Raw genomic sequence first — 24544 nt, forward strand, 5'->3', positions numbered from 1 at the left:
GCCTCTCCTGGGCCTTGGCGGGGTCACGTATCGTCTGCCGATATCGGATTCCGTCCTATGCGGCCCGGCCGCTGAGGGAGCAGGTCATGGGCAAGCCGTCTACCGCCGCCGGACTGCCGGACGAGTTGCGCCGGCGACTGGGGGTGCCGGACGCGGTCGTGATCGGACTGGGGTCGATGATCGGGGCGGGTATCTTCGCCGCGCTCGCCCCGGCCGCGCACGCGGCCGGCTCCGGTCTGCTGGTCGGTCTCGCGCTGGCCGCGGTGGTGGCGTACTGCAACGCCACCTCCTCCGCCCGGCTCGCCGCCCGCTACCCGGCCTCCGGTGGCACCTACGTCTACGGCCGGGAGCGGCTCGGCCCGTTCTGGGGCTATCTGGCGGGATGGGCGTTCGTGGTCGGCAAGACCGCCTCCTGCGCGGCGATGGCGCTCACGGTCGGCTCGTACGTGTGGCCGGGACAGGCCCACGCGGTGGCGGTCGCGGCGGTGGTGGCGCTGACCGCGGTGAACTACGCCGGGGTGCAGAAGTCCGCTGTGCTGACCCGGGTGATCGTGGGCGTGGTGGTGGCGGTGCTCGCCGCTGTGGTGGTCGCCGCGCTGACGTCCGGCGCGTCGGACGCGGCCCGGCTGGACATCGGCGACGACGCCACCGCGGGCGGGGTGCTCCAGGCGGCGGGCCTGCTGTTCTTCGCCTTCGCCGGATACGCGCGGATCGCCACGCTGGGCGAGGAGGTCCGGGACCCGGCGCGCACCATTCCCCGGGCGATCCCGATCGCGCTGGGCATCACCCTGGTCGTCTACGCCGTCGTCGCCGTCGCCGTGCTGACGGTCCTCGGCGCGGACGGGCTGGCGAAGGCCACGGCGCCCCTGTCGGACGCGGCCCGGGCGGCGGGGGCCGACTGGCTCGTTCCGGTCGTGCGCGTCGGCGCGGCCGTGGCGGCGCTCGGTTCCCTGCTGGCACTGATCCTGGGCGTCTCCCGCACCACGCTCGCCATGGCCCGCGACCGGCACCTGCCGCACGCCCTGGCGGCGGTGCACCCGACGTTCGGGGTGCCCCACCGGGCCGAACTCGCGGTCGGCGCGGTGGTGGCGGTACTCGCCGCCACCGGGGACCTGCGCGGGGCGATCGGCTTCTCCTCCTTCGGCGTGCTGGCCTACTACGCCGTCGCCAACGCCTCCGCCTGGACCCTGGGCCCGGACGAGGGGCGACCGGCACGGATCGTCCCCGCCGTGGGCCTGGCCGGCTGCCTCGTCCTGGCGTTCGCCCTGCCGTCGGCCTCGGTGATCTCCGGGGCGGCGGTGCTGGCGCTCGGCGCCGCCGTGTACGGAGTGCGTCGCACCCTGGCCGCCCGAAGCTCCTAGGTGCACCGATCACGAGCGGTGCCGACGCTCTGGGTGCACTGATCACGAGCGGTGCCGACCCGGGCGGACGGCGGCCTCTTCCGCGGCGCCGCCCGCTACGGGGCCTCGTCGCCGAGGAGTTCGCGGGCGAGCTCCCTCAGTGCCCGGCGGTCCTCGGCGAGGGCCTGCCTCCCGGCGTCCGTCGCCCTGTAGACGCGCCGGGTACGGCCGTCGACCACCCGCTGCTCGGAGACCAGCAGCCCGTCCGCCTCCAGCCGGTGCAGGGTCGGGTACAGGGTGCCGGGGCTGATCCGGTAGCCGTGCGAGGCCAACTCCTCGGACATCCACGCTCCGTGGATCTCCTCCTCGGCCGCGTGGTGGAGGATGTGCAGCCGCACCGCGCCCCGCTGGAACTCCCGCACCCCGACCCACCTCCGTGCCCGCCGGACACTGACGCGACCGATATCGGGAACCGATCCTAGCCGGGCCGGGGCGTCCGGGGAGGGGCGCGGTCCCGCGCCCGTACTAGGCGCGGGCGAACTTCCGACGCCAGGCCAGTGACACGTACACCAGCGCCACCAGGACCGGCACCTCGATCAGCGGGCCGACGACTCCGGAGAGGGCCTGGCCGGAGGTGACGCCGAAGGTGGCGATGGCGACCGCGATGGCCAGTTCGAAGTTGTTGCCCGCGGCCGTGAAGGCGAGCGTGGCGGTGCGGTCGTAGGCCAGGCCGATCGCCTTGCCGAGGGCGAACGTGCCGAACCACATCAGCGCGAAGTAGACCAGCAGCGGCAGGGCGATGCGGGCCACGTCCAGCGGCTGCGAGGTGATCGTCCTCCCCTGCAGGGCGAAGAGGACGACGATCGTGAACAGGAGGCCGTACAGCGCCCACGGGCCGATCTTCGGCAGGAAGCCGGTCTCGTACGTCTCGCGGCCCAGTTTCCGTTCGCCGACGCGGCGGGTGAGGAACCCGGCGAGCAGCGGGACGCCGAGGAAGACGACGACGTTCAGGGCGATCTTCCCCATGGAGATGTCGAGGTGCTCACCGTCGCCCAGGTTCAGCCGGCCGGGCAGCAGGTCCAGGTAGAACCAGCCGAGCACGCCGAACGCGAGGACCTGGAAGAGCGAGTTCAGCGCCACCAGGACGGCGGCGGCCTCGCGGTCGCCGCGGGCCAGGTCGTTCCAGATGATGACCATGGCGATGCAGCGGGCCAGGCCGACGATGATCAGGCCGGTGCGGTACTCGGGCAGGTCCGGCAGGAAGATCCACGCCAGCGCGAACATCACCGCCGGGCCGATCAGCCAGTTGACGACGAGCGACGAGACCATCAGCTTCTTGTCGCCGGTGACCGCGTCGAGTCGGTCGTAGCGGACCTTGGCGAGGACCGGGTACATCATGATCAGCAGGCCGACGGCGATCGGGAGGGAGATCCCGCCGACCTCGACCGCGGCCAGGGCGTCGTCGAGGCCGGGGACGGCGCGCCCGAGGCCCAGTCCCAGGGCCATGGCGAGGAGGATCCAGACGGCGAGGAAGCGGTCGAGGGTCGACAGCTTCGCGACGATCGAGGACTCCTCGGTGGTCGCGGTCGCTTCGGTGCGGGTCACGAGCAGGCCCTCTTGGTGTCGGCGGCGGCACGGGCGGCCTCGGCCAGGTCCCCGAGTTGTTCGGCGAGTTGGGCGATGACGTCCGGGCGCAGCTTGTAGTACGTGTAGCGGCCGCAGGGCTCGGTCTCGACGACCCCGGCCTCGCGCAGCACTCTCAGGTGGTTGGAGAGGTTGGTCTGCCTCGCGCCGGTCTCCTCCACCAGGTGGGTGGTGCACAGCGTCTCTTTGGCGAGCAGGGTCACGATCCGGAGCCTGAGCGGGTCGGCGAGCACCCGGATCAGGTCAGTGTCGACTGACGTCATCATGGGCTGATAGTGTCACATCATCCAGGGCTGATAACAGCCGGGGCTGACTTGATCGAACCGCTCGTCTCGCTGTCACGAAGGATGAACCGATGTCCTCCTCCAGCCCGCTCGCCTCCGTGCTGTTCGTGTGCGTCCACAACGCCGGACGCTCCCAGATGGCCGCCGGATTCCTCGGCCATCTCGCGGGCGACCGGGTCGAGGTCCGCTCCGCCGGTTCGGTCCCGGGCGACCGGGTCAATCCCTCAGCGGTGGAGGCCATGCGTGAAGTCGGCATCGACATCTCCGCGGCCGAGCCGAAGATCCTGACCACGGAGGCCGTCCAGGCGTCCGACTACGTCATCACCATGGGCTGCGGCGACGCCTGCCCGATCTTCCCCGGCAAGAAGTACCTCGACTGGGCCCTGGAGGACCCGGCGGGCAAGGGCGTGGAGGCCGTCCGCCCGATCCGCGACGAGATCAGGGCCCGCATCGAGGCGCTGATCGCCGAGATCGACGCCCAGCGGGGCGCCTGACCGCGCCGGGCGTCCCCTCCCCGGCCCCGAGGGAGTACGCGGTCAGTCGCGTCCGGCCATGACGCCGCCGTCGACGTCCCGGATCGCGCCGGTGACCCGAGCCGAGCCCCGACCCCGAGCTCGACGGGCTCATGGACTCGGCGCGGCCCGAGACGTTCCGCGGCGCGCTGCCGACCATCGAGCGGCTCACCGCCTTCCGCGACACCGTCGCCGCGCGCGTGCACGCCCGGATGAACGACATCGCCGGCGGCCGTGTCGCCGCACCGGGCCGGCTCACCGTCGTCGCCCGGCACCTGTTCGTCGCTCTCATCAACCACGAGTACCAGCACGACCAGTGGATCGGCGAAGTCCGCGCGAACGATCTCGGCCACGCCCTTCCGTCCGACCCGGACACCGGCCGGGTGTCCCGCCTGGACGGCTGTCTCGTCCTCGACCCCCTCGCGTGAGCGGCCTCACCGCTCGGTTCCCGTCGACCACCGGTCGGTAATGCTCGGTCGGTCGAGCAGGTGCCACCACCAGGCGATGTCCGGGTACGGGGGCGGTGTGAGGTCGTCGGGGTCCCAGAGGACCGGCGTCGGGGTGGTGGTCACCTCGGGGACCGCCGCGAGGTCGGGCTTGTGCTCGGTGAGGTAGCGGGCGCTGGTGGCCGTGAAGTGGATGGCGGCGGACAGCCACTGAGGGAGTTCGGCGGCGTACCGGGCGACGGAGGGGCGGGGGTCGGCGAGCAGACCCTGCTGGAGGCGCAGCATCATCAGGACGACGCGTTCGTAGAGTTCACAGGCCTTCAGCAGGGCCGCGAGGGGTCGAGGTGGTGGGCGGCGGGCAGCGAGTAGCCGGCGCCCGGAGCGGTGTAGGCGGCGAGGACCGCACCGCCGCACTTCGGCCACCTCAGCCTCAGGTACTCGCCGACGCCGGGGGGCTCGGCCCGGTGCCACGCCGCCAGCTTCCACAACTGGCCGCCGAGCCAGTGGGCGTTCTCCGAACGCACCGTGTTCATGGCCTCGGGGCCCAGGCGGTCCTCCATCATGACGCGCAGGTCGCGCAGGCTCGTGAGCCAGAGGTGCTCCGTGGGCACGGGGACGGCGAGTGGTTCGTACATGACGCGGTTGATTTCGCCGACCAGGGCGATCGCCGCCGCGGGATCCGCGGTGAGGGCGTCGAGGTGGTCGTCCAGGAGGAGCGACCAGTACGAGTAGCGGGACATCACGCATGCCGCGTCGGTCGTCACGAACGGCATGCCACCCGCTCGGTCAAGCCCAGGTCGGCGGTGGCAGCCCCCATGCCGCTTCCTCCAGTGATCTCCGAGCGTCCCGCAGGGCCGAACGGGCCCCGCACACGGGGCCCGAGCGACCGGACGACAGTCGGCGGAACGCAGGGGCGCACACCAGGGGCGCGGGAAGCAGGGACGGTCGCCGGCACGCGACCGTGCGGACGGGCGATGCGTCGCGGTCGGCGCATCGGCAGGCGTGCGTCGTCGCCCGGGGCGGCTGCGGGGGCTGTTGCCGCCCGAGCCGCACGGCCGGAGCAACGCCGGTTCTCAGAGGTCGAACTCGAGGTGCTCCACGTCGGTGAACTCCACCAGCAGGCCCTGGGCGCGGCGGCCGTGGTCCTTGAAGTAGATCTCCTGGAGGCCCTCCGCCGCGATGTCCCGCAGTTGCTGTTCCGTGCCGCCGGCTTCCTGCGTGTCGAACAGGCGGGCGGCGTACTCGGGGGGCAGGGCCACGGTGAGGTGGCGCAGGCGGGCGTCGTCGGTGGTGCCGGGGGCGGCGGTGTAGCCGAAGCGGGCCCGGGTGTCGATGACGATGCCGGCCGTGGTGGCGGCGGTCCGTCTGGCCTGGGCCCTGACTCTGGGCTGCCACCGCCTGACCACCTCGCGTTCCAGGCGTTGCGCCAGCTCGGGGCGGGGGTGTCTGATCTGGTCCCTGACGTACCGCTCGACCGTACGCCGGGTGACGCCGAGCAGTTCCGCCACCGGCCCGGTGCCCTTCAACTGCCTCACCAGGAACCGCATCCGCGCCCCGGCGCTGCGCGGGAGCGGGCGTGTGAACGCCTTCCGCAGCGCGGCGTCCAGACCGTCGCCGACCCTGTCCACCGGTCCTCCTCTACTCTCCGTCGTCCCCGGCGGCGACCTCGCCCGTCTTGATGTAGCGCGCGAGATTGAGGTCCTGGCCGTACTTCTCGCGCACTTCCTCCGCCCACAGCGTGGTCTGGGTGCCCTCGTGCTTGACCATGCCGGGCGACACCCCGATCCGGAAGGAACCGGGGACCGTCCTGCCGTCGGCGCCGTAGGGCAGCACGTCCAGCGGGGACGGGCCGTCAGCGGCGTAGACGGCGCAGTCGGAGAGTACCGCCACCGGGTAACGGCCGGTCGCGGCGGCCAGGTTGAGCATCTTGCGGTGCATGTTGACGCGGGCCCGGGAGATGACGGTGGCGCGGATGTCGGGGCGCCAGGTCGGCCGGGACAGGGCCGGCCAGGGCTGCCCCGGCTTCCAGCCGCCGCCGCGCGCCCGCTCCCGGAGCTTGCCGATACCGCCCTTCACCGTCGACTTGACCGCGTCCAGGACCATCGCCATCTCGGGATCCCGCTGCCGGTAGCCGTCCATGGCCTGAAGGAACTGGGCGGGCGGCAGTTTCTCGCCCACGCCCAGGTCGCTCATCGTCTCGACGTAGGCGTCGCGCAGCCGCTTGTACCAGCCGTCGAGGAACCTGCCCTTCTCCTCGCGGACCCAGGCCTCGACGGGTGCGACGTCGTAGCCCAGCTCCACCGCGTAGGCCACCGTCGGCGTCGCGTACCAGGCCGGGCCCGAGGGGGGCTCGCCCGTCGGGGTGAACGGGTTGGGCAGCAGATCGCCCCGCACCTGCTGCCGTCGCTTGCCCACCAGTACCCGCGAGAGGTCGACGTGGGAGAGGTCGACGAGCCAGGACCCCGGCAGCGCCGCGTCGAAGGAGGGGCGGCGGACGTGCACGGGCGGGGCGGCCAGGCCCACCACCGCGCCGTTGGCCGCGGCCCCGAACGCGAGGTTGACGTCGATGCCGACCAGGTAGCGCCGCATGCACTCGTCGTCGGTCAGCCGCCGCGCCCAGTCGTAGGCCTCCTCCAGCAGCATCTCCTCCGGGCCGCGCTGGTGGAAGCGGGGCAGGTGCGCGAGCAGCGGATGGCCGTCGGGAGCTTCGCACGGGGCGCAGTCGATCGGCCGCTCCCCGAGCGAGCCGGGCCGGTGCTCCTTGTGCCGCCGGCCGGACTCGTCCGGCTCGCCCGCACGTGTCGGCGGGTTCGTCGCCGTCATCAGCTCCAGGCCTGTGACGGCCGCCGAGCCCCGTGGCGTGAGCACCCGCACCGCATAGGCGCCCAGCACCCGGGCCAGTTCCGCCGGTTCGAGCTGTGCGGCCCCGCCCCAGGTGCGCGGGTCGAGCGCGTTCCAGGAGGGGACGCACAACTGCACGCACTGCCGCAGACGACCCTCCGCGGGACGGTAGACCCGCGCCCAGGGACCGAAGCCGCGCTGGGTCAGCTGCCAGTCGGCCCTGTGGAGCTGCTTGACGGCCTTGTGCCCGTCCGGGAGCCGCCCGGCGAGCCGCTCCGGCTCCGACAGGCGCACGGGGAGGCCGTAGCGCTCCAGCGCGGATGCGGTGAGCACCAGCAGCGGGTCGGCGTCCTTGCCGCTGCCGTGCAGCCGCGGGGCTCCCAGTCGCGCTTCGGTCAGTGCCCATTCGACCAGGGCGGGCAGCGACTTGGCGGGGACGTCCAGGACGAGGCCGCCGACGCCGTAACCGGTCACCCGTCGCTCGGCGTCCGCGTCGAGGACGAGCAGCGGCCCGTTCGCGAACCGGTCGGTGCCGGACGGCGGGGGGCTCGGCCGTGCCGTCCGCCCGGCGTCCCGGCGCCGCGTCGCCGGTGTCGGGACGGACGGGCGCGCCCCGGGCACCGCCGCCTGCTCCCGTTCGGGTGGGGCGGCCTGTGTGTCGGGGGCCGTGGGGGTCGTGTCGGGTGCGGGAGCGGTCGCGTCGGGGTCGGCGGGGTAGAGCCGGGCCAGCTGTTCCAGCAGGCGGGCGTACGCGTCACGCTCCGGCGGGCGCGGTTCGGTCCTGCCGGCTTCCCAGCCGCTGAGCGTCGCGCGCCGCACCCGCAGGGCCGTGGCCACCTCGTCGAGCGTCAGCCCGTGCGCCTGCCGCAGGCGCTTGCGCTCCGCCGGCGGCGGCAGGGGGGAACGGGAAGCGACCAGCGCGTCGACCGCGTCGAACAGCTCGGACATGCAGTACCTCCTGTCCGGCACCGTATCGCGGGGCGCACGTATCGCGTACGAAACACGCACGTGGAGCGCACGCTCATACTGGATAGCCCTCGCGGGCCGATCGTTGGAAGCAGGAGAGGACGACCACGAACGGCCAGACCGACTGGATCGTCGTCACGGCGCGCTCGGCCGCACCCGCGGCGCCCCGCTGGTGCAGCTCGATCAGGAACCACGCCGCGCCCAGGGCCATCACGGCGGTCGCTCCGAGGGCGGGCAGGGGCCGCAGGGCCCAGGGCACGGTGTCACCGCTCCGGGAAGCCAGGACGGGCCAGGCCGCCAGCAGGACGAAGCCGACGGCGGCGACCGAGCCGTGGCTGAGGGAGCCTCCGCTGCTCGGTGCCGGGACCAGGGCCACCGCCAGCGCCGATCCGCCGCCGGCCGCGAGGGCCACCCGTCCGGCGGGCGCGGCCGGGCGCAGCCCCCAGGCGGTGACCAGATGGCAGACGCCCAGGGCGATGAACGCGGCGGTCATCACCCAGTAGCCCGAGCCTCCGGGGGCCGCCAGGACGCTGATCGTCTGGGCGGCCGGGTCGTAGGCCGAGCCTTGTAAGGACGCGGCCACCAGCCAGCCCATGATCAGCACGACAGGCGCACACCCCGACGACACCAGGGCCCAGAGAGGAACAGATCGCACCAGGACACCGTAAAGCGGGGCATTGTCTCCTGGTTGTCCGTGCGGGTCGCTCGCCGGGGTCCCGGCACGGGTTCGCCCCGCGTGGCGTAGTCGCCGGCCCCCGTCCGGCCGCGGGGGCGCACGATGGAACCGTGCGAGCGGGCGGCGAAAGGTGACCGGTCATGGAGCTCACCCTGGTGGTGCTCATCATCATCGTGGGGCTGACGTTCGACTTCACCAACGGCTTCCACGACGCCGCGAACGCGATCGCCACCTCGATCTCCACCCGGGCGCTGACCCCGCGGGTGGCGCTGGCCATGGCCGCGGTGATGAACTTCTGCGGCGCCTTCCTGGGCACCGGCGTCGCCCAGACCGTCGGCAGCGGCATCATCGGCGCGCCCGAGGAGATGTCGGGTCTGCTGCTGGTCCTGTGCGCGCTCATCGGCGCCATCGGCTGGAACGTCTTCACCTGGTGGCGGGGCCTGCCGACCTCGTCCTCGCACGCCCTGATCGGCGGACTGGTCGGTGCCGCGCTCGCCGCCTCCGCCACCGTGCACTGGTCCGGCATCGTGGACAAGGTCCTGCTGCCGATGCTGTTGTCCCCGCTGGTCGGCGTGGTTCTCGGGTACACGCTGCACACGCTCATCCTGTGGACCTTCCGCCGTGCCATGCCCCGCGCCACGACGCGCCGCTTCCGCATGGCGCAGACGGTCTCCGCCGCCGGCATGGGGCTGGGCCACGGGCTGCAGGACGCGCAGAAGACCATGGGCGTCATCGTGCTCGCCCTGGTCACGGCGGGGTGGCAGGACGACTTCTCCGTGCCGGTGTGGGTGATCGTCGCCGTGGCGGCCGCGATGGCCGCCGGCACCTACAGCGGAGGGCGCCGCATCATCACCACCCTCGGGCGGCGCATCGTGCATCTCGACCCGCCGCGCGGGTTCGCCGCCGAGACCGCCGCCGCGGCCGTCCTCTACACCACCGCGTTCCTGGTGAAGGCGCCCATCTCCACCACGCAGACGATCACCGCGGCGATCCTGGGCGCGGGTGCCACGAAGCGCGCCTCGGCCGTACGCTGGCAGGTGGCCCGTTCCATCGTCACCGCCTGGATCCTCACGTTCCCCGGAGCCGGGATCCCCGCCGCCGCGATGTACCTGTTCCTGCACGCCGTCACCGGCCTGTGAACCCAGCCGGAGGCCGTCCATGATCGCCTTCCCTCCGCGTCGGCCGCCCGAGCGGTCCGGTGCCGTCGCTCCGGACGGGCTTCCGATGCCCGGGCGCTTCGCCCATCTGCACCCCGACGACGGTGCCTGCCTGATGGAGGCCGCCGCCCTGCTGGCCACCGGCCGGTTCACCGACAGCCCTGCGGGTACGCATCCGGCGCTCGCGGCGCTGGCCCGGGCGGTCAACGACAGCGTCACGGACGACGCCCGGCTCGCCCTGTGGCCGCTGGCCGCCGACCTCGCCGACGCCCGTCCCGAGGGCCGGCCCTACGCGCCGCTGCTCGTCGGCGCGGTCGTGGACGCGGCCCGTGCGACGCGGCCCGCGTCGCGGCGGCTGGCGCGGGAGAGCCGTGCGTGCCGACGCCGGGCCGAGAGGCTCGCCCAGGCCCCTGGGGGCGGGCTGCCGGGTCGCGTCGCCGATCTGCTGTGGTGGCGCGGACCGGGGCGCCGGCGCCTCGAGCACGCGCTCCGGGTGCTGTGCGCCGTGCCCGACGCCGACGAGCGGCTCTGTCGGCTGCTGCGGCAGGCCGTGGCGGACGCCCGGGGCGGCGCGGCGCGGGCCGAGGGCCGCTGCGAGCGGCCCGCGTGAGTCGTCGCCGACACCTCCCGCTGAGTATCATCCTATGGACGTAAATCGGTTGATTTGCCTTCGGGGATCAGGTCACCGACCGTGGCCATCCTCGCCGGAGTGATCCATGTTCCGCACCGGCACGACGGACGACGGCGACGAGCTGCTGACCAGGCTCGGGGCCCTGACGGCTCAGGCGCGCGCCCAGGCCGAGATGCAGCGGTCCCGCCTGGAGCTGGCCATCGCGCTGCAGCGCGGCATGCTCCCCCGGGACCTGCCCGTCGCCCGGCGGCTGCATCTGGCCGTGCGGTACACGCCCGCCTGCCAGGGCCTCAACGTGGGCGGCGACTGGTACGACGCCTTCACCCTCGGCGACGGCCGGATCGGCCTGTCCATCGGTGACGTCCAGGGCCACAACATCGAGGCGGCCGCCTTCATGGGACAGGTGCGGGCGGGACTGCGGGCCCTGGCCTCCGTCACCAGCGAGCCGGGCGAGGTCCTGGCCCGGACCAACGACCTGCTGCTGTCGCTGGGCTCCGACCTGTTCGCCACGTGCACCTACATGCGGCTCGACCCGTGCGCCGGCGTTCTGGAGAGCGCGCGGGCGGGGCATCTGCCCTGCGTCTGGGCCACGGCCGACGGGAAGTCCGGCGTCACCGACGACGAGGGCGGCCCGCCCCTGGGGATCCAGGCCGGGACGCCGTACCCGGTGACCCGCCACGAGCTCACCACGGGCGGCGTGTTCGTCCTGCTCACGGACGGCGTCGTGGAGGGGCCGTCGATGCGGCTCGAGGAGGGCCTGGACCAGGTGATCCGGCTCGCGGGCATCGCGGCGGTGGCGGGCACGGACGTGGACGCGCTCGCGGCCGCCGTCATCAAGGGCGCCGAGCGCGTCGGGCACGACGACGACGCCGCCGTCCTGGTGGTCGGCCTCGACGGACCCGAGGCTCAGCCATAGGGGCGCAGGGCCCCGCTCTCACCTCGCCGACGCGGCGGCCCCGGTGTCTCATGGCTGCTGTGGTGGGTAGCCAGGATCTGCGAACGCCGGTCGTCCTCGCTCTGCAGACGCTGGCCGTCGCCGCCTGCTATTACGTCTCGGGGCAGCTGGGCCTGTTGCGGGAACTGGTCGTCGAGGGCGCGGTCGTCACGCCCATCTGGCCTCCCACCGGCGTCTCGGTCGCCTTCCTGCTGGTCTTCGGGCTGCGCTGCTGGCCGGGAATCGCCCTGGGCGCCCTCCTCGTCATCCTGTCCCTCACCTCCCTGAGCCCCTCGGCGGTCGGCGTCCTGGCCGGCAACACGGCCGCGCCGATCGTCGGCTACCTGCTGTTGCGCCGGGCCGGCTTCCGTACCGACCTGGCGCGTCTGCGGGACGGTCTGGCCCTGGTGTTCCTGGGCGCGTTCACCGCCATGCTGATCAGCGCGACCGTGGGCGCCGGCCTCCTGATCGCCACGGGCCGGCTCGACTGGCCGAGCTTCTGGGCGGTGTGGCTGGCCTGGTGGGTGGGTGACGCGATGGGCGTCCTGATCGTCACGCCGGTCCTGCTCCTGCTGTACCGGGTGCGCCTGCCGCTGCGGCTGTCCCGCTGGAAGGAGGCGTCGGGCCTGGCGCTGATCGCGTGCTGTGTCGTCCCGCTGGCCGCGCACAGCACGGTCAGCCTGCTGTTCCTCGTCTATCCCCTGCTGATCTGGGCGGCGCTGCGTTTCCAGCTGGCGGGCAGCATGCTGTGCGCCCTGTTCGCCTCGGTCATGGCGACGGTGGCGGCGACCGACCGGTCCGGGCCCTTCGAACGGCTGACCAGGGTGGAGGTGATGATCAAGCTGCAGGCCTTCAACGGGGCGATGGCCCTGACCGCCCTGATCCTTTCAGCCGTGATCACCGAGCAGATCAACACCCGGCGTTCCGTGGAACGGGCGTGCCAGGAGCTGGTCGAGGTGCTGGAGCACCTGACCGCGGGCGAGGCGGCGGACGGCCGGACCCCGTTGCAGGACGAGAGCATCGGCCGGAGGCAGGACGAGTGACGGGCCCGGGTGTCCCACGCCCGCCCGGGCCGACGGGCGCACGGCCCGGCGCGGTCACCGCGTCGTAGGGTGGTGCCATGACCGAGGTGGAGGTGCTGGAACTACTGGTGTCGCCCTCGCACCGGCTGGCCGGACGGCCGTCGGACGGCCCCTCCCCCGGCCCGTCCGACGAGCGCGTCACCCGGGTGGAGGTACGCCGGACCCTGGGCCTCGTGGGCGACCGCTACCACGCCCGGCCCGCCCACCGGAACGCGGCCGTCACCCTGATGGCCGCGGAGGGGCTTCCTCCGGGCGCCGACCTCCGGCACACCCGCCGGAACGTCCTGCTCAGGGGCGTCGACATCGACGCGTACGTCGGCGCGACGATCGCCCTCGACTGCGGCACCGGGCCGGTGGAGTTCGCCGTGAACCGCCCCGCCCGGCCCTGCGCCTGGATGGACGTCACCATCGGCCCCGGCGCTCACCGGGCCCTGCGCGGCCGGGGCGGTGTGCGGTGCACGCCCCTGAGCGACGGGGTGCTCACGGTCGGCCCGGCGACGTTCCGAGTCGTGTCCCGGGCCGAGACCATGTCCTGAAGCGCCCGCGGCGGTCAGCCGGGGGACGGTGCCATGCGGATGGCGGCGATGTCGAGCTGGAGGCGCACCTTCTCACTGACCATCGCGCCTCCCTCGGCCAGCCTGCTGTTGTAGGTCAGGCCCCAGTCGGAGCGGTTGATGGTGGTGGTGCCGTCGAAACCGACCCGGTCGTAACCGAACGGGTCGGTGACGTGCCCGATATAGGTCATGTCCAGTACGACGGGGCGGGATATTCCTTTGATGGTGAGCTCCCCCGACATGCGGTACAGGTCGGTGCCCGTGTGTTCCACCGCGGTGCTGGTGAAGCGCATCCGCGGATAGGTGGCCGCGTCGAGGAAGTCGCGGCCGACCAGATGGGCGTCACGCTGTTCCACTCCGGTGTCGACGCTGGAGGTGAACAGGGTGATGTCGGCCCGCGACCGGGTGGGGTCGTGCGCGTCGAAGTAGAGCCGGCTTTCGTACTCCAGGAAACAGCCGCGCACGGTGGTCACCATGGCGTGCCGGACGGAGAAGCCGATCCTGCTGTGCGCGGGGTCGACGACCCATTCACCGGTGAGATTCACCAGGCTGGGATCCGGCAGCACGGCGGTGGAGGAAGCCGGCGCACCGCCGGGGCGCTGTGGGGGGACGGTCGGTGCCTGCCGGCGGGACGACACGACGCGGTTGAACAGGTTCATGATTCATCTAGTACTTGAGTTTGGTTATTGCCGCAAGTCCCCTTCCGTTTTGAGGCTGTTGAGAACGAGCGCCTGACCTTTTTGCCGCCGCTTTGCACAGAATCCACACATGACGGTCGCTTTCCGCTACCGGAATAACCATCCGAAACCCCACGGATTTTCATGTCGGGCATATCGGGGAATGAGGCTTCTTCTCTTCGATCGCGAGGTCGTTGTCGACGGTGTAGTAGGGGCGCAGGGAGGATCCGTTCCCGGTGACCGCCGGGTAGACGTACACGTGCTTGCGGTCCGCCACGTCGTCGAGCAGGCGGCCGATCCTGATGGGCGCCGCGTCGGCGGTGGGCCGGACGAAGGCGTCCCAGATCCGGTCCGCGCCCTCGCCGTCGGCCGCCAGGTCCTCGGGGCCGGCGGTGAAGGAGAAGCCCCGGGCGTCGTCGTCGATCCGCGGGCGGAGGGACCGTACGGTGTCGGTGCCGCGCAGGCGCAGCCGCACGGTGGCGTCCTCCTGGAGGCCGGCGCCGTGCAGGCGGGCGGTGACCGTCATCGCCCGGTCCGTGATGTCGATGGTGCGGGCCTCGGCGTGGGCGGTGCGCAGCCAGGCCCGCAGGGCGAGGAAGCCGTCCTTCGTGGCGTACGGGATCCGGACGGCGACCGGTGCGGGCCGGTCGCGCAGGTGCCCGTCGACGAGGGCGCGCAGGTCCCGCAGGCCGGGGCGCAGCCGCCGGCGTTCGGCTTCCGGTTCCGGCAGGAGGTAGACGTCCCAGCGGCCTTCGGCGAGGACCGGGTCCGGTTCCAGTACGGCGCGCAGGTGGGTCCCGGTCGCGTCCGGCGCCAGGTCCAGGAGGTGGCGGGTCGTCTCGGGGCGGCCCTTCTTGGGGCGCAGCCGCAGGAGCAGCCGGGGGCGGGCGGCGGGGACCGACGGGAGGCGGAAGGTGATCCGGCCATCGGGGTCGATCGCGCAGTCGGTGCGCGGCTGGATGTCGTGCGGCGTGCCCATCGTGGTGCCTTCCGGCGTGCTCGTCGTCGTCATGGTCGTGCGTCCTGGCGTGCTCGCCGTCGTGGTCGTGCCTTCCGGCGCGCTCGTCGTCATGGTCGTGCGTCCTGGCGTGCTCGCCGTCGTCGTGGTGCCTTCCGGCGCGCTCGTCGTCGTGGTCGTGTGCTCCGGCGCGCTCGCCGTCGTCGTCGTGCCTTCCGGCGCGCTCATGGCCGTCCCTCGCGGATCCGGCGCGCTCATCGCCGTCCCCCGCGGATCCGGCGCAGTACGCCGGTCGCCGCCGCGTGGGCCGCGTCGCGGGCGGCGTGGCCGCGGCCGGTCAGCGGGCTGCGGGGCCGGTGCGCGTGCGCCGTGGTGGGCCGCCGGCCCGTGGTTTTGGCCGTCACGGCTTCGTCGAGGATGCGTTCGGCCTGCGCGACGACGGGGCCGGGGGCGTAGCGGCGCGCGTTCTCGAGGGCGGCGCGGCCCATGCGGCGGCGGCGTTCGTCGTCGCCGACGAGCTCCAGCAGGGCCGAGGCGAGGGCGTCGCGGTCTCCGACCGGCACCAGCCGGCCGTCGGTGCCGTCCTGGATGATCTCGCCGGGGCCGTAGGGGCAGTCGGTGCTGACGACGGGCAGTCCGCAGCGCATCGCCTCGACGATCGTCATGCCGAACGGCTCGAAGTCGGACGCGGACGCCCCGATCGAGGCCTTGGCCCACTCCGCTTCCATCGGGGTGGCGGCCCCCATGAGGAACACGTTGTTCCACAGGCCGAGCCGTTCGATGAGCTGCCGCAGCCCGGCCTGCTCCTCGCCCTTGCCGTAGATGCGCAGCTGCCAGTCCGGGAACGCGGCGGCGACCTGGGCGAACGCCTCGATGAGCAGGTCGTAGCGCTTCACGGGGACCAGCCGGCCGGCGGCGACGACGATCTTGGCGGCGCCGTCCGCGGGGGGTACGGCGGGGTCGGGGACGCTGTTCGGGAGGGCCTCCACGTGGACGCCGGGCAGCCACATCTTGCGGCGGTAGGCGGCGGCGTCCGCCTCCGTCACGGTGGTGATGACGTCGAGGTCGCGGTAGGCGCGGCGCAGTGCGGTGCGCAGCCGCGGCGAGTGGTTGTCGAGGGTGAGGTGCTCCTGGCCGACGCGCAGGACGTGGCGCGGGGCCTGGCGGGCGATGTGCACGTTGAGGCCCGGGCGGGTGCCGATGACGACGTCGGCGTCGAGCGCCTCCAGGCACTCGCCGATGCGCTGGTCGGTCAGCTCGCTGTACTGGTGGTGGCGGTACTCGGCGGGCGGGAAGACCTTCGCCGGTCTGCCGTGCAGCGGGTGGTCGGCCTCCTTGCGCAGGTCCACCAGTGCCCGCAGCCGCACCCGGGGGTCCGGGGTGAGGGTCGGGTGCTCCCGGTGGCGCAACGCGGAGACGATCTCCACGTCGTGCCGTTCGGCGAGGGCTCCGGCCAGGTTGAACGTGGTGGTGATGGTGCCTCCGATTCCGTAGGCGTTGTGGATCAGGAAAGAGATCTTCATGGTGGCCTAGACGGCGCCAACCACCGGACAGTTGTTCGCCGTTACCACTCTGTGGCCATGGCCGGCGGGGTGGGCCGGTCCGGCCGGTTCCGGCGTGATCTCGGACATAAGTGGTCTGGGACATACCGGTTTGCCGCCCGGGTGTGCATAGCTTGATGTGTTTGCCCGCAGCGGCGTCGCGTCATCGGGTGCACCCTCGTATTCGATCTCCAGGAGACCCATGCGCCCCCGAATAGCCTCCGTCCCGCGCATCACGTCCCTCCCGCTCCTCGCCCTGGCCGGCGGCGCGCTGGCCGTGGGGGTCGGTGGTCTGTATCTGGCCGGGCTGCTGCTCACGGGCGGGGAGATCGACTCCGGGACGACCGTGCGCGGCGTGGAGATCGGGGGGCTGAGCCGCGCGGAGGCGGTGCGGAAGCTGGAACGGCAGCTCGGTGCGGCGGGCTCGCGGGAGCTCCCGGTGAAGGTCGGTGAGCGAACGGGCACGGTCGATCCGCGGCGAGCCGGGCTCTCCTACGACATCCAGGAGACCGTCGACCGGGCGGCGCGCACCGGCAACGACCCGCTCAGCGTGTTCGAGGGGTTCTTCCGCTCGGGCGGTGCCGTCGAACCGGTCGTCCGCCTCGACGAGGCCAAGGCCCGGGCCGCCCTCGGGCAGCTGGCGAAGGACCTCGACCAGAAGGTCCGGGACGGTGCCGTCGGCTTCGAGGACGGGCGGGTCACGCAGGTCGCGCCGCGCACGGGTCACGCGCTCGACGTGGACGCCGCGGTGGCGCCCCTGCGTGCCTCCTTCCTGCGCGGTGACGCCGACGCGGTCACCTCCCTGCCCGCGCGCGAGACGCGGCCGAAGGTCACGGCCGACGAGGTCCGGCGGGCGGTGCGGACGTTCGCGGAGCCGGCCGTGTCGGCGCCCGTCACGCTCACCGCGGCCGGCAGGCGGTTCACGGTCGGCCCGAACGTGCTGGGCGAGCACCTGGCCATGCGGCCGGACGGCAGCGGCAGGCTGAGACCGGAGCTCGACGCGAAGGGGCTGCGCGCCGCCCCCGCCGTCGCCGGCCCCCTGGACGAGGTGACCACGACGGCCGAGAACGCCAGGCTGCGGCCGGACGGCGACAGGGCTGTGGTCACGGAGGACGCCGTACCCGGCCGGGAGGTCACCGACAAGGCGCTGGGCAAGGCGGTGCTGCCGCTGCTCACCAGGTCGGGCGCCGACCGAGCCGGCGAGGTGGAGGTGCGCACGATCCAGCCCGAGGTGACCCGAGAGAACGCCGCGGAGCTGGGCCTGACGGAGACGATGTCCTCCTTCACCGTCCACTTCGAGCCGGCCGAGTACCGCACGAAGAACATCGGCCGGGCGGTGGAACTCATCGACGGCTCTCTCGTCAGGCCGGACGAGACGTGGAGCTTCAACCGGACCGTCGGGGAGCGCACCGAGGAGAACGGGTTCGTCGAGGGCATCATCATCCTCGACGACAAGTTCACGAAGGCCTCCGGCGGCGGTGTCTCGGCCGTGGCGACGACGGTGTACAACGCGCTGTTCTTCGCCGGAGTCAAGCCCGTGGAGCACGGCGCGCACTCCTTCTACATCGAGCGCTACCCGGAGGGCCGCGAGGCGACGGTCGCCTGGGGCAGCCTGGACCTGAGGTTCACCAACGACTCCGGCAAGGCGATCTACATCCAGGCCGAGTCCACGGACACCTCCGTGACCGTCTCCTTCCTCGGCACCCGCAAGTACGACGAGATCAAGTCGGTCAAGGGGCCTCGCACCGAGGTGAAGAAGCCCGAGAAGACGGTGAGCGACGACAAGGAGTGCGTGCCGCAGACGCCGCTCGAAGGGTTCGACGTCACCGTGGAGCGGGTCTTCTACGACGACGGCAGGGAAGTGAAGCGGGAGCCGTTCCGCACGCACTACACGCCGCGTGACGAGATCGTGTGCGAGTAGGCCACGCGCCGTTCGCCTTCCTCTGCGACTCTCCTTCGCGAGCTGAGCGTTGACCCGGCCCCGGGGCGCCAGCACAATGAGCGCGCACTGATTGAGAGCGCTCTCAAGGGGAGATCCATGACTGGCAGACAAGGCCCGGCGCTCAGCCGGCGTTCGCTCATCGGTGCCGGACTCGGCATCAGTGCCGCCGGGCTCACCGCCGCCGGCTCGGGGCAGGCCCTGGCCGCCGGACCGGCCGGGGCGCGTCCCGCGTCGGCCCCGGCGCGGGGGCACGCCTTCCTCGCCGCCGCCATGGACGCCTACCCCGATCACGGCGGTATCCGCCTGACCCAGAGCTACACCGACCAGGCCGGACTGTTCAGCACGGCGTTCACGTACGACAACGCCCTGGCCGTCCTGGCGCACCTCGCCGCCCGCACCGCGAACGGCCTGACCAGGGCCGAGGCGCTGGGCGACGCCCTGCTGTACGCCCAGCACCACGACCCCGCGTACGACGACGGCAGGCTCCGGCAGGCGTACAACGTCGGCCCGTACACCTTCTACGACGGCTCGCCCCAGCCCGACGGCTTCGTCCGGCCGGACGGCACCGTCAACGTCGGTACCCAGTTCGGCTTCACCGGCACGGCGGTGGGCGACATGGCCTGGGCGGGCATCGCGCTGAGCGCCCTGGCCCGCCGCACCGGGGAGCGCCGTTTCCTCACGGGTGCGGTGCGGATCGGCGAGTGGATCGAGCGGACCGGCCGGACCGACGAGCCGCTCGGCGGCTACAAGTTCGGGGTGGACGGGGCGAACCAGCGGCTGCCGTTCACGTCGACCGAGCACAACACGGACCTGGTCTGTCTGTTCGGCCGGCTGGCCCGGCTCACCGGCGACCGGGTGTGGCTGGAACGGCGGGCGCGGGCCGAGGCGTTCGTGCGGCGGATGTGGGAGCCGTCCGGGGGCTTCTTCTACACCGGGACCAACGACGGCGTGACGGTCAACAGGTCGCCGGTTCCGGAGGACACCCAGACCTGGACGCATCTGGCGCTCGGCTCCGGCCGCTTCTCCCGTTCGCTGGACTGGGCCGCGGCCGAACTGGCGGTCCTGGACCACTCCGGCCGGACGAACAGCACGGTCCCCGCCGGACAGTCGTACGAGGGCGTCACCTTCAGTTCGGCGAGCCTCCTCGCGAACGAGGACGCCCCGATCGCGGCGGGCCAGCCCAAGCCCGACCGCAACGGCGTGTGGTTCGAGGGGACGGCCCACCTCGCGCTCGCCCTGCGGGACCGCGGGGCGCGGGGTGACGAGGCACGCGCCCGGCGGCTGATCGCGTCGGCCGAGCAGGCCCAGGACCTGCTGGGCGGTGGTCAGACCGTCGGCGGCGGGGCCCTGCCCGAGCGCTGTGGCGTGGTCTCCGCGAGCAGCCCGCTGGACACCGGGTTCGGCTTCGGCTACTACCCCTACCGGCACACGGGCGCGACCGCCTGGTACCTGATGGCGGTGGCGCGGTACAACCCGCTCAAGGTGTGACGGGTCGGCCCGGTCCGCCGTGGGGTGCGGCGGACCGGGCGGGTTCTCAGGCGACGCGGTGGACGGCCTGGCTGGTCAGTTCGTAGCGGGCTCCGACGATCGCCAGCCGGCCGGTGTCGACCTTGGCGGCGAAATCGGGCTCGGCGGCCAGCCGGGAGCGGACGAGCCGGACGTTGGCGTCCACGGTCGCGTCGATCCGCGCGTCCCCCTCCTTGCCGTGGTCGATGGCCGGGCTGATCTGGTCGGCCAGGTACTGGATGTGCGCGGGCAGACGGCCGCCGGACTCCTCGGCCTCGACGGCGGCGCGGACCGCGCCGCACGACTGGTGCCCGAGGACGACGACCAGGGGTATGCCGAGTTCCAGGACGCCGTAGGCGACGCTGCCGAGCACGGCCTCGTCGAGGACCTCGCCGGCGGTGCGGACCGTCATCAGGTCGCCCAGTCCCTGGTCGAAGACCAGCTCGGGGGGCACGCGCGAGTCGATGCAGCCGAGCACGACCGCGAAGGGGTGCTGGGCCGTCGTCAACGCCCGCCGGATCTCCGGGGTTTCGTGCGGGTGGCGTTCGCGGAAGGCGCGCCAGCGGCGGTTGCCCGCGGCCAGTTCCGCGAGGGCTTCGCCCGGGGTGCCGGGCCGGGGAGCGGTGCCCGGGGTGTTTCCCGGGGTGTTTCCCGGAGTGTGGGGGGCGGCGGTGGCCGGCCGGGTGGCGGCGAGGCCCGCGCCGAGGGCTGCGGCCCCGGTCAGCGCGGTGCGCAGCAGGGTGCGGCGGACGGGGCCGCCGGTGGTCGGCCGTGGACCGGCGAAGGGGTGCGGTGCACGGCCGGCGCCTCTGTGGGCAGGGGAATCTGTGTTCACGAGCAGAACGTATGCCCGGTTTCCGGCCGGGCCGCCGTTCTTGCCGTTTCATGGTGAGAGTTGGGTAAGTGATGTTCTTACCTTGAACGGAACTTGACGATCCCTCAGGAGACGCGGGACGCCCCGGGCCGACCGGCCCGGGGCGTCCTGTCACGCGGGGGTGATCAGACCAGGTCGAACCGGTCCAGGTTCATGACCTTGACCCACGCGTCGACGAAGTCCTGCACGAACTTCTCCTTGGCGTCGTCGCTCGCGTAGACCTCGGCGAGGGCCCGCAGCTCGGAGTTCGAGCCGAAGACCAGGTCGGCGCGGGAGCCGGCCCACTTGACCTCGCCGGTGGCGGCGTCGCGGCCCTCGAACGTGGTCTGGTCCTCGGACGTCGACTTCCACGTGATGCCCAGGTCGAGCAGGTTGACGAAGAAGTCGTTGGTCAGCGAGCCGGGCGTCGTGGTGAGCACGCCGAGCTGGGACTGCTGGTAGTTGGCGCCCAGCACGCGCAGGCCACCGACCAGGACGGTCATCTCGGGGGCGCTCAGCGTGAGCAGGTTCGCCTTGTCGAGCAGCAGGTACTCGGCCGGCAGGCGGTTGCCCTTGCCGAGGTAGTTGCGGAACCCGTCGGCGGTCGGCTCCAGCGCCTCGAAGGACTCGGCGTCGGTGTGCTCCTCCGTCGCGTCCACGCGGCCCGCGGTGAAGGGGACCTCCACCTGGAAGCCGGCTTCCTTGGCGGCCTTCTCGACGGCGGCGGAGCCACCGAGGACGATCAGGTCGGCCAGGGAGACCTTCTTGGCGCCGGAACCGGAGTTGAAGTCCTGCTGGATGCCTTCCAGGACGCGCAGGACCTGGGCCAGCTCGTCGGGCTCGTTGACCTCCCAGCCGCGCTGCGGCTCCAGGCGGATGCGGGCGCCGTTGGCACCGCCCCGCTTGTCGCTGCCGCGGAAGGTGGAGGCCGAGGCCCACGCGGTGGACACCAGCTGCGAGACGCTCAGACCCGACTCCAGGAGCTTGGTCTTGAGGGTCTTGATGTCCTCGGCGTCGATGAGCTCGCCCTCACGCTCCGGCAGCGGGTCCTGCCAGATCAGCGTCTCCTCCGGGACCTCCGGGCCGAGGTACAGGGACTTCGGGCCCATGTCACGGTGGGTCAGCTTGAACCAGGCGCGGGCGAAGGCGTCCGCGAACTGGTCGGGGTTCTCGTAGAACCGGCGGGAGATCGGCTCGTAGATCGGGTCGAAGCGCAGCGCCAGGTCGGTGGTGAGCATCTTCGGGCGGTGCTTCTTCGTGGCGTCGTGCGCGTCCGGCACGATCTCCGGGGCGTCCTTGGCCACCCACTGGTGGGCGCCGGCCGGGCTCTGCTCCAGCTCGTACTCGAACTCGAAGAGGTTCTTGAAGAAGCCGTTGCTCCACTGGGTCGGCGTCGAGGTCCAGGTGACCTCCAGGCCGGAGGTGATCGCGTCGCCGCCCTTGCCGGTGCCGTAGGTGCTGCGCCAGCCGAGGCCCTGCTCCTCCATGGAGGCGGCCTCGGGGTCGGCGCCGACGTGGTCGGCGGGGCCGGCGCCGTGGGTCTTGCCGAAGGTGTGGCCGCCGGCGATCAGGGCGACGGTCTCCTCGTCGTTCATCGCCATGCGGCGGAACGTCTCACGGATGTCGCGGGCCGCGGCGATCGGGTCCGGGTTGCCGTTCGGGCCCTCGGGGTTGACGTAGATGAGGCCCATCTGGACCGCGCCGAGCGGGTTCTCCAGCTCACGGTCGCCGGTGTAGCGCTTGTCGTCGAGCCAGGTGGTCTCGGGGCCCCAGTAGACGTCCTCCTCGGGCTCCCAGACGTCCTCGCGGCCGCCGGCGAAGCCGAAGGTCTCGAAGCCCATCTGCTCCAGGGCGACGTTGCCGGTGAGGATCATGAGGTCGGCCCAGGAGATGGACTGGCCGTACTTCTTCTTGACCGGCCACAGCAGACGGCGGGCCTTGTCGAGGTTGCCGTTGTCCGGCCAGCTGTTCAGCGGCGCGAAGCGCTGCTGGCCGGCGCCGGCGCCGCCGCGGCCGTCGCTGATGCGGTAGGTGCCCGCGCTGTGCCAGGCCATGCGGATCATCAGCGGGCCGTAGTTGCCGAAGTCGGCCGGCCACCAGTCCTGCGAGGTGGTGAGCACCTCGGCGATGTCGCGTTTGACGGCCGCGAGGTCGAGGTTCTTGAACGCCTCGGCGTAGTCGAAGTCCTCACCGAGGGGGTTGGCCACCTCGGGGTTCTTGGCGAGGATCTTCAGGTTCAGCCGCTCGGGCCACCACTGGCGGTTGCCGCCGCCCTGGGTCGGGTGCAGCGCCCGGCCGTGGGCCACCGGGCAGCCGCCTCCTGCCTCCTCCGACTTCGGGTCGGTGACGATCGCGTCGTGGTTCTCAGTCATGGAAATCCTTCCGGACGGGGTGGATCACGGTGCTCGGGTGGATCACGTGCTCAGGAACTGCGGGCGGTGGAACAGTCGGGGCACAGGCCCCAGTAGATGACCTCGGCCTCGTCGACGGCGAAGCCGCGGTCGTCGGACGCGGTCAGGCAGGGGGCGTGGCCGACCGCGCAGTCGACGTCGGCGACGGTTCCGCACGACCGGCACACCAGGTGGTGGTGGTTGTCGCCGACCCGTCCCTCGTAGAGGGCCGGGCTGCCGGGTGGTTCGAGGCGGCGTATGAGTCCCGCCGCGGTGAGTGCGTGGAGCCCCTCGTAGACAGCCTGGACGGAGATGTGGCCGACACGGCCGCGGACCTCGGAGGCGATGGCCTCGGCACCGAGGTGGTCACCGTCCCGCACGGTCTCGAGCAGCGCGACGCGGGCTGCCGTCACCCGCAGGCCGGCACCGCGCAGCTCGTCGGCGGTGGTCGGGGTCCCGGATGCGGTCATGCGAGACAACCTAGCGGCACAAACACGACCGATTCAAGAAAACGAAGGGTTCAATTTTGGTGTCGTGCGAGTGAGGCCTTCCGTGACGGCCGCGACGGTCGAGGTGTGAGTCATGTCACAGCGCGATGATCGCGTCCGGCCGGGTCGGGACCGACCACGCCGGGGCGGGTCATGACGAGGTCAGGCGATCGAGTCGGGCGGCGGCCGTCGTGGCCCGGCGGTCGGCCTCACGGAGGCGGCGGTCGGCCTCGCGCGCCCGTTCCCGGGCCGACCGCTCGGCGAAGCGGGCCTGCTGGTGTTCGCCCCGGGTGCGCTCCAGTTCCCCGGTGAGTTCATCGACGCGCCGCTGCAGGCGTTCCACCTGCCGCTTCGCCTCCTCGGCAGCCTGCCCCGCGGCCGCCGCCTCGTCCTTCCGGGTCCGCAGCTCCCGCTCGGCCTCCTCGGCGTCCCGGCGGGCTTCGGCCAGCCGTCTCCGCCGCTGCTCATCGGCCTTCCGGTCCGGCCGGGCGGGGGCCTCGGGGGGTGTCGGCCGCTGCGGCCTCGCGCCCTCCGCGGCGGCGGGGAAGCCGACAGTGGCGCTGAGCGGCTTGGTCAGCCGGCCGCTCGCCCACGCCCGCGCGGCATCGGGATCGGCCAGGACGGCGTGCAGGGTGGTCTCGACCTCGCGCTGCACGCTCTCGCCGATCGGATGGCCGGCCTCCTTCGCGAGCTGCCGGGCCTGAGCGGACAGGGCGCGGATGAGCGCGTGCTGCCGGCGGCTCAGCTCGCGCAGCTGGGTGCCGTCCAGGTCCTGGTGGGCCCGCCGGAGGCCCTCCCCCAGCCGGAGCAGCGGCTCGACCTCGCCGGGCCGGCTGCGGACCAGGAGGTTGCTGGCCCAGGCCGCGAGGCTGGGCTTGCGCAACGCGCCGATCCGCTCGGCGAGTTCCCGGTCGCCGGCGGTGCGGGCGGCCGCCACGGCCGAGGCACGGGCGGCGGTGAAGTCCTCCGGCCGCAGGGCGTACAGCTCGTCGGCCACAGCGTCGAGATCCATGCGCGTCCCTTTCGCACGGAAGTTCCGCTCCGATAGCTCCGATCCGATCGTCTCAGGCCGGACCCCCGGGGGCGCGCGGGGAGCGGGCCGAGTGCTCCCGAGACCCCCGT

At 72.7% G+C, this 24544-nt stretch carries 25 protein-coding genes; 10 read left to right on the forward strand and 15 right to left on the reverse strand.

Annotated elements, in window-relative coordinates; translation table 11 throughout:
• Positions 1-86 precede the first annotated feature (86 nt).
• Positions 87-1361 carry an APC family permease gene (locus tag ACSUPV_RS01020; RefSeq protein ID WP_436946722.1) on the forward strand — a complete coding sequence of 425 codons (1275 nt, stop codon included), beginning with the start codon at positions 87-89 and terminating at the stop codon, positions 1359-1361.
• 95 nt (positions 1362-1456) lie between these two features.
• Here ACSUPV_RS01020 and ACSUPV_RS01025 read toward each other — a convergent pair whose 3' ends face one another.
• From ACSUPV_RS01025 to ACSUPV_RS01035, 3 genes are all read right to left on the reverse strand, one after another.
• A complete protein-coding gene (locus tag ACSUPV_RS01025; protein WP_031118487.1) occupies positions 1457-1762 on the reverse strand; it encodes a PadR family transcriptional regulator in 306 nt (101 codons plus the stop codon).
• A gap of 103 nt (positions 1763-1865) precedes the next feature.
• A complete protein-coding gene (gene arsB / locus ACSUPV_RS01030) occupies positions 1866-2945 on the reverse strand; it encodes an ACR3 family arsenite efflux transporter (RefSeq protein WP_037761109.1) in 1080 nt (359 codons plus the stop codon).
• The gene (locus tag ACSUPV_RS01035) at positions 2942-3250 is read right to left on the reverse strand and encodes an ArsR/SmtB family transcription factor (RefSeq protein WP_031118485.1); all 309 of its coding nucleotides are present in this window, start codon (positions 3248-3250) and stop codon (positions 2942-2944) included. The genes arsB and ACSUPV_RS01035 overlap by 4 nt, the downstream gene beginning before the upstream one ends.
• 89 nt (positions 3251-3339) lie before the next feature.
• Here ACSUPV_RS01035 and ACSUPV_RS01040 point away from each other — a divergent pair, with 89 nt between their 5' ends.
• Together ACSUPV_RS01040 and ACSUPV_RS01045 are read left to right on the forward strand one after the other, a co-directional pair.
• Positions 3340-3762: an arsenate reductase ArsC gene (locus ACSUPV_RS01040; protein ID WP_031118484.1), complete on the forward strand. Its 423-nt coding sequence runs from the start codon at positions 3340-3342 to the stop codon at positions 3760-3762.
• 131 nt (positions 3763-3893) lie between these two features.
• Positions 3894-4208 (forward strand): DinB family protein, encoded by a 315-nt coding sequence (locus tag ACSUPV_RS01045; RefSeq protein WP_436946723.1) that lies wholly within the window; start codon positions 3894-3896, stop codon positions 4206-4208.
• Positions 4209-4214: 6 nt separating this feature from the next.
• Here the strand turns inward: ACSUPV_RS01045 and ACSUPV_RS01050 are convergent, their stop codons facing one another.
• The 5 genes from ACSUPV_RS01050 to ACSUPV_RS01070 form a co-directional block, all read right to left on the reverse strand.
• On the reverse strand, positions 4215-4514 hold the full coding sequence (locus ACSUPV_RS01050; RefSeq protein ID WP_436946724.1) for a hypothetical protein: 300 nt from the start codon (positions 4512-4514) through the stop codon (positions 4215-4217).
• A 32-nt stretch (positions 4515-4546) separates the two neighbouring features.
• Entirely contained in the window at positions 4547-4999 is a 453-nt protein-coding gene (locus tag ACSUPV_RS01055) for a terpene synthase family protein (protein ID WP_436946725.1), read from the reverse strand.
• 300 nt (positions 5000-5299) lie between these two features.
• A complete protein-coding gene (tpg, locus tag ACSUPV_RS01060) occupies positions 5300-5854 on the reverse strand; it encodes a telomere-protecting terminal protein Tpg (protein WP_031118482.1) in 555 nt (184 codons plus the stop codon).
• A gap of 10 nt (positions 5855-5864) precedes the next feature.
• On the reverse strand, positions 5865-8015 hold the full coding sequence (tap, locus tag ACSUPV_RS01065) for a telomere-associated protein Tap (protein ID WP_382608328.1): 2151 nt from the start codon (positions 8013-8015) through the stop codon (positions 5865-5867).
• Positions 8016-8088: 73 nt separating this feature from the next.
• Entirely contained in the window at positions 8089-8688 is a 600-nt protein-coding gene (locus ACSUPV_RS01070; RefSeq protein ID WP_359794947.1) for a DUF998 domain-containing protein, read from the reverse strand.
• Positions 8689-8849: 161 nt separating this feature from the next.
• On the opposite strand from ACSUPV_RS01070, the gene ACSUPV_RS01075 reads away from it, so the two are divergent.
• The 5 genes from ACSUPV_RS01075 to ACSUPV_RS01095 all read left to right on the forward strand — a co-directional run bounded on the left by ACSUPV_RS01075 (position 8850) and on the right by ACSUPV_RS01095 (position 13049).
• Entirely contained in the window at positions 8850-9848 is a 999-nt protein-coding gene (locus ACSUPV_RS01075; protein ID WP_031118479.1) for an inorganic phosphate transporter, read from the forward strand.
• Positions 9849-9867: 19 nt separating this feature from the next.
• Positions 9868-10476, forward strand: coding sequence for a hypothetical protein (locus tag ACSUPV_RS01080; RefSeq protein ID WP_382608331.1), 609 nt, complete (start codon positions 9868-9870; stop codon positions 10474-10476).
• A gap of 106 nt (positions 10477-10582) precedes the next feature.
• Positions 10583-11413 (forward strand): PP2C family protein-serine/threonine phosphatase, encoded by an 831-nt coding sequence (locus tag ACSUPV_RS01085; RefSeq protein ID WP_031118477.1) that lies wholly within the window; start codon positions 10583-10585, stop codon positions 11411-11413.
• Positions 11414-11463: 50 nt separating this feature from the next.
• On the forward strand, positions 11464-12474 hold the full coding sequence (locus ACSUPV_RS01090) for an MASE1 domain-containing protein (RefSeq protein WP_359793661.1): 1011 nt from the start codon (positions 11464-11466) through the stop codon (positions 12472-12474).
• A gap of 77 nt (positions 12475-12551) precedes the next feature.
• Positions 12552-13049: a hypothetical protein gene (locus ACSUPV_RS01095; protein ID WP_031118475.1), complete on the forward strand. Its 498-nt coding sequence runs from the start codon at positions 12552-12554 to the stop codon at positions 13047-13049.
• 14 nt (positions 13050-13063) lie between these two features.
• Here the strand turns inward: ACSUPV_RS01095 and ACSUPV_RS01100 are convergent, their stop codons facing one another.
• From ACSUPV_RS01100 to ACSUPV_RS01110, 3 genes are all read right to left on the reverse strand, one after another.
• Positions 13064-13726, reverse strand: coding sequence for a YceI family protein (locus ACSUPV_RS01100; RefSeq protein ID WP_031118474.1), 663 nt, complete (start codon positions 13724-13726; stop codon positions 13064-13066).
• A 160-nt stretch (positions 13727-13886) separates the two neighbouring features.
• Positions 13887-14930, reverse strand: coding sequence for a transferase (locus ACSUPV_RS01105; protein WP_436946726.1), 1044 nt, complete (start codon positions 14928-14930; stop codon positions 13887-13889).
• A gap of 26 nt (positions 14931-14956) precedes the next feature.
• Complete coding sequence (locus ACSUPV_RS01110) at positions 14957-16225, reverse strand: glycosyltransferase family 4 protein (RefSeq protein ID WP_359793653.1); 1269 nt, start codon at positions 16223-16225, stop codon at positions 14957-14959.
• A gap of 220 nt (positions 16226-16445) precedes the next feature.
• Here ACSUPV_RS01110 and ACSUPV_RS01115 point away from each other — a divergent pair, with 220 nt between their 5' ends.
• Both ACSUPV_RS01115 and ACSUPV_RS01120 read left to right on the forward strand, forming a co-directional pair.
• A complete protein-coding gene (locus tag ACSUPV_RS01115; RefSeq protein WP_037761127.1) occupies positions 16446-18164 on the forward strand; it encodes a VanW family protein in 1719 nt (572 codons plus the stop codon).
• Between the two features lie 117 nt (positions 18165-18281).
• Positions 18282-19673, forward strand: coding sequence for a Tat pathway signal sequence domain protein (locus ACSUPV_RS01120; RefSeq protein WP_436946727.1), 1392 nt, complete (start codon positions 18282-18284; stop codon positions 19671-19673).
• Between the two features lie 46 nt (positions 19674-19719).
• On the opposite strand, the gene ACSUPV_RS01125 is transcribed toward ACSUPV_RS01120, so the two are convergent.
• The 4 genes from ACSUPV_RS01125 to ACSUPV_RS01140 all read right to left on the reverse strand — a co-directional run bounded on the left by ACSUPV_RS01125 (position 19720) and on the right by ACSUPV_RS01140 (position 24434).
• Positions 19720-20526: a carbonic anhydrase gene (locus ACSUPV_RS01125; RefSeq protein WP_436946728.1), complete on the reverse strand. Its 807-nt coding sequence runs from the start codon at positions 20524-20526 to the stop codon at positions 19720-19722.
• Between the two features lie 164 nt (positions 20527-20690).
• Entirely contained in the window at positions 20691-22916 is a 2226-nt protein-coding gene (gene katG, locus ACSUPV_RS01130; protein WP_031118466.1) for a catalase/peroxidase HPI, read from the reverse strand.
• Positions 22917-22966: 50 nt separating this feature from the next.
• Positions 22967-23404 carry a Fur family transcriptional regulator gene (locus tag ACSUPV_RS01135; RefSeq protein ID WP_031118465.1) on the reverse strand — a complete coding sequence of 146 codons (438 nt, stop codon included), beginning with the start codon at positions 23402-23404 and terminating at the stop codon, positions 22967-22969.
• Between the two features lie 169 nt (positions 23405-23573).
• Entirely contained in the window at positions 23574-24434 is an 861-nt protein-coding gene (locus tag ACSUPV_RS01140) for a hypothetical protein (protein ID WP_436946729.1), read from the reverse strand.
• Between the last annotated feature and the right edge of the window lie 110 nt (positions 24435-24544).

This window comes from Streptomyces sp. SudanB52_2052 (genome assembly GCF_964272415.1).
Classification (GTDB): domain Bacteria; phylum Actinomycetota; class Actinomycetes; order Streptomycetales; family Streptomycetaceae; genus Streptomyces; species Streptomyces olindensis.

Excerpts from the sequence above, each read along its gene's own strand:
- ACSUPV_RS01110 (WP_359793653.1), bottom strand. The coding sequence starts at position 16,225 with ATGAAGATCTCTTTCCTGATCCACAACGCCTACGGAATCGGAGGCACC.
- ACSUPV_RS01050 (WP_436946724.1), bottom strand. The coding sequence starts at position 4,514 with ATGATGCTGCGCCTCCAGCAGGGTCTGCTCGCCGACCCCCGCCCCTCC.
- ACSUPV_RS01120 (WP_436946727.1), top strand. The coding sequence starts at position 18,282 with ATGACTGGCAGACAAGGCCCGGCGCTCAGCCGGCGTTCGCTCATCGGT.
- ACSUPV_RS01085 (WP_031118477.1), top strand. The coding sequence starts at position 10,583 with ATGTTCCGCACCGGCACGACGGACGACGGCGACGAGCTGCTGACCAGG.
- ACSUPV_RS01040 (WP_031118484.1), top strand. The coding sequence starts at position 3,340 with ATGTCCTCCTCCAGCCCGCTCGCCTCCGTGCTGTTCGTGTGCGTCCAC.
- ACSUPV_RS01100 (WP_031118474.1), bottom strand. The coding sequence starts at position 13,726 with ATGAACCTGTTCAACCGCGTCGTGTCGTCCCGCCGGCAGGCACCGACC.
- ACSUPV_RS01105 (WP_436946726.1), bottom strand. The coding sequence starts at position 14,930 with ATGAGCGCGCCGGAAGGCACGACGACGACGGCGAGCGCGCCGGAGCAC.
- ACSUPV_RS01045 (WP_436946723.1), top strand. The coding sequence starts at position 3,894 with ATGGACTCGGCGCGGCCCGAGACGTTCCGCGGCGCGCTGCCGACCATC.
- katG (WP_031118466.1), bottom strand. The coding sequence starts at position 22,916 with ATGACTGAGAACCACGACGCGATCGTCACCGACCCGAAGTCGGAGGAG.
- ACSUPV_RS01140 (WP_436946729.1), bottom strand. The coding sequence starts at position 24,434 with ATGGATCTCGACGCTGTGGCCGACGAGCTGTACGCCCTGCGGCCGGAG.
- ACSUPV_RS01090 (WP_359793661.1), top strand. The coding sequence starts at position 11,464 with ATGGCTGCTGTGGTGGGTAGCCAGGATCTGCGAACGCCGGTCGTCCTC.
- ACSUPV_RS01135 (WP_031118465.1), bottom strand. The coding sequence starts at position 23,404 with ATGACCGCATCCGGGACCCCGACCACCGCCGACGAGCTGCGCGGTGCC.
- ACSUPV_RS01095 (WP_031118475.1), top strand. The coding sequence starts at position 12,552 with ATGACCGAGGTGGAGGTGCTGGAACTACTGGTGTCGCCCTCGCACCGG.
- ACSUPV_RS01115 (WP_037761127.1), top strand. The coding sequence starts at position 16,446 with ATGCGCCCCCGAATAGCCTCCGTCCCGCGCATCACGTCCCTCCCGCTC.
- ACSUPV_RS01080 (WP_382608331.1), top strand. The coding sequence starts at position 9,868 with ATGATCGCCTTCCCTCCGCGTCGGCCGCCCGAGCGGTCCGGTGCCGTC.
- ACSUPV_RS01055 (WP_436946725.1), bottom strand. The coding sequence starts at position 4,999 with ATGCCGTTCGTGACGACCGACGCGGCATGCGTGATGTCCCGCTACTCG.
- ACSUPV_RS01020 (WP_436946722.1), top strand. The coding sequence starts at position 87 with ATGGGCAAGCCGTCTACCGCCGCCGGACTGCCGGACGAGTTGCGCCGG.
- ACSUPV_RS01035 (WP_031118485.1), bottom strand. The coding sequence starts at position 3,250 with ATGATGACGTCAGTCGACACTGACCTGATCCGGGTGCTCGCCGACCCG.
- tap (WP_382608328.1), bottom strand. The coding sequence starts at position 8,015 with ATGTCCGAGCTGTTCGACGCGGTCGACGCGCTGGTCGCTTCCCGTTCC.
- ACSUPV_RS01075 (WP_031118479.1), top strand. The coding sequence starts at position 8,850 with ATGGAGCTCACCCTGGTGGTGCTCATCATCATCGTGGGGCTGACGTTC.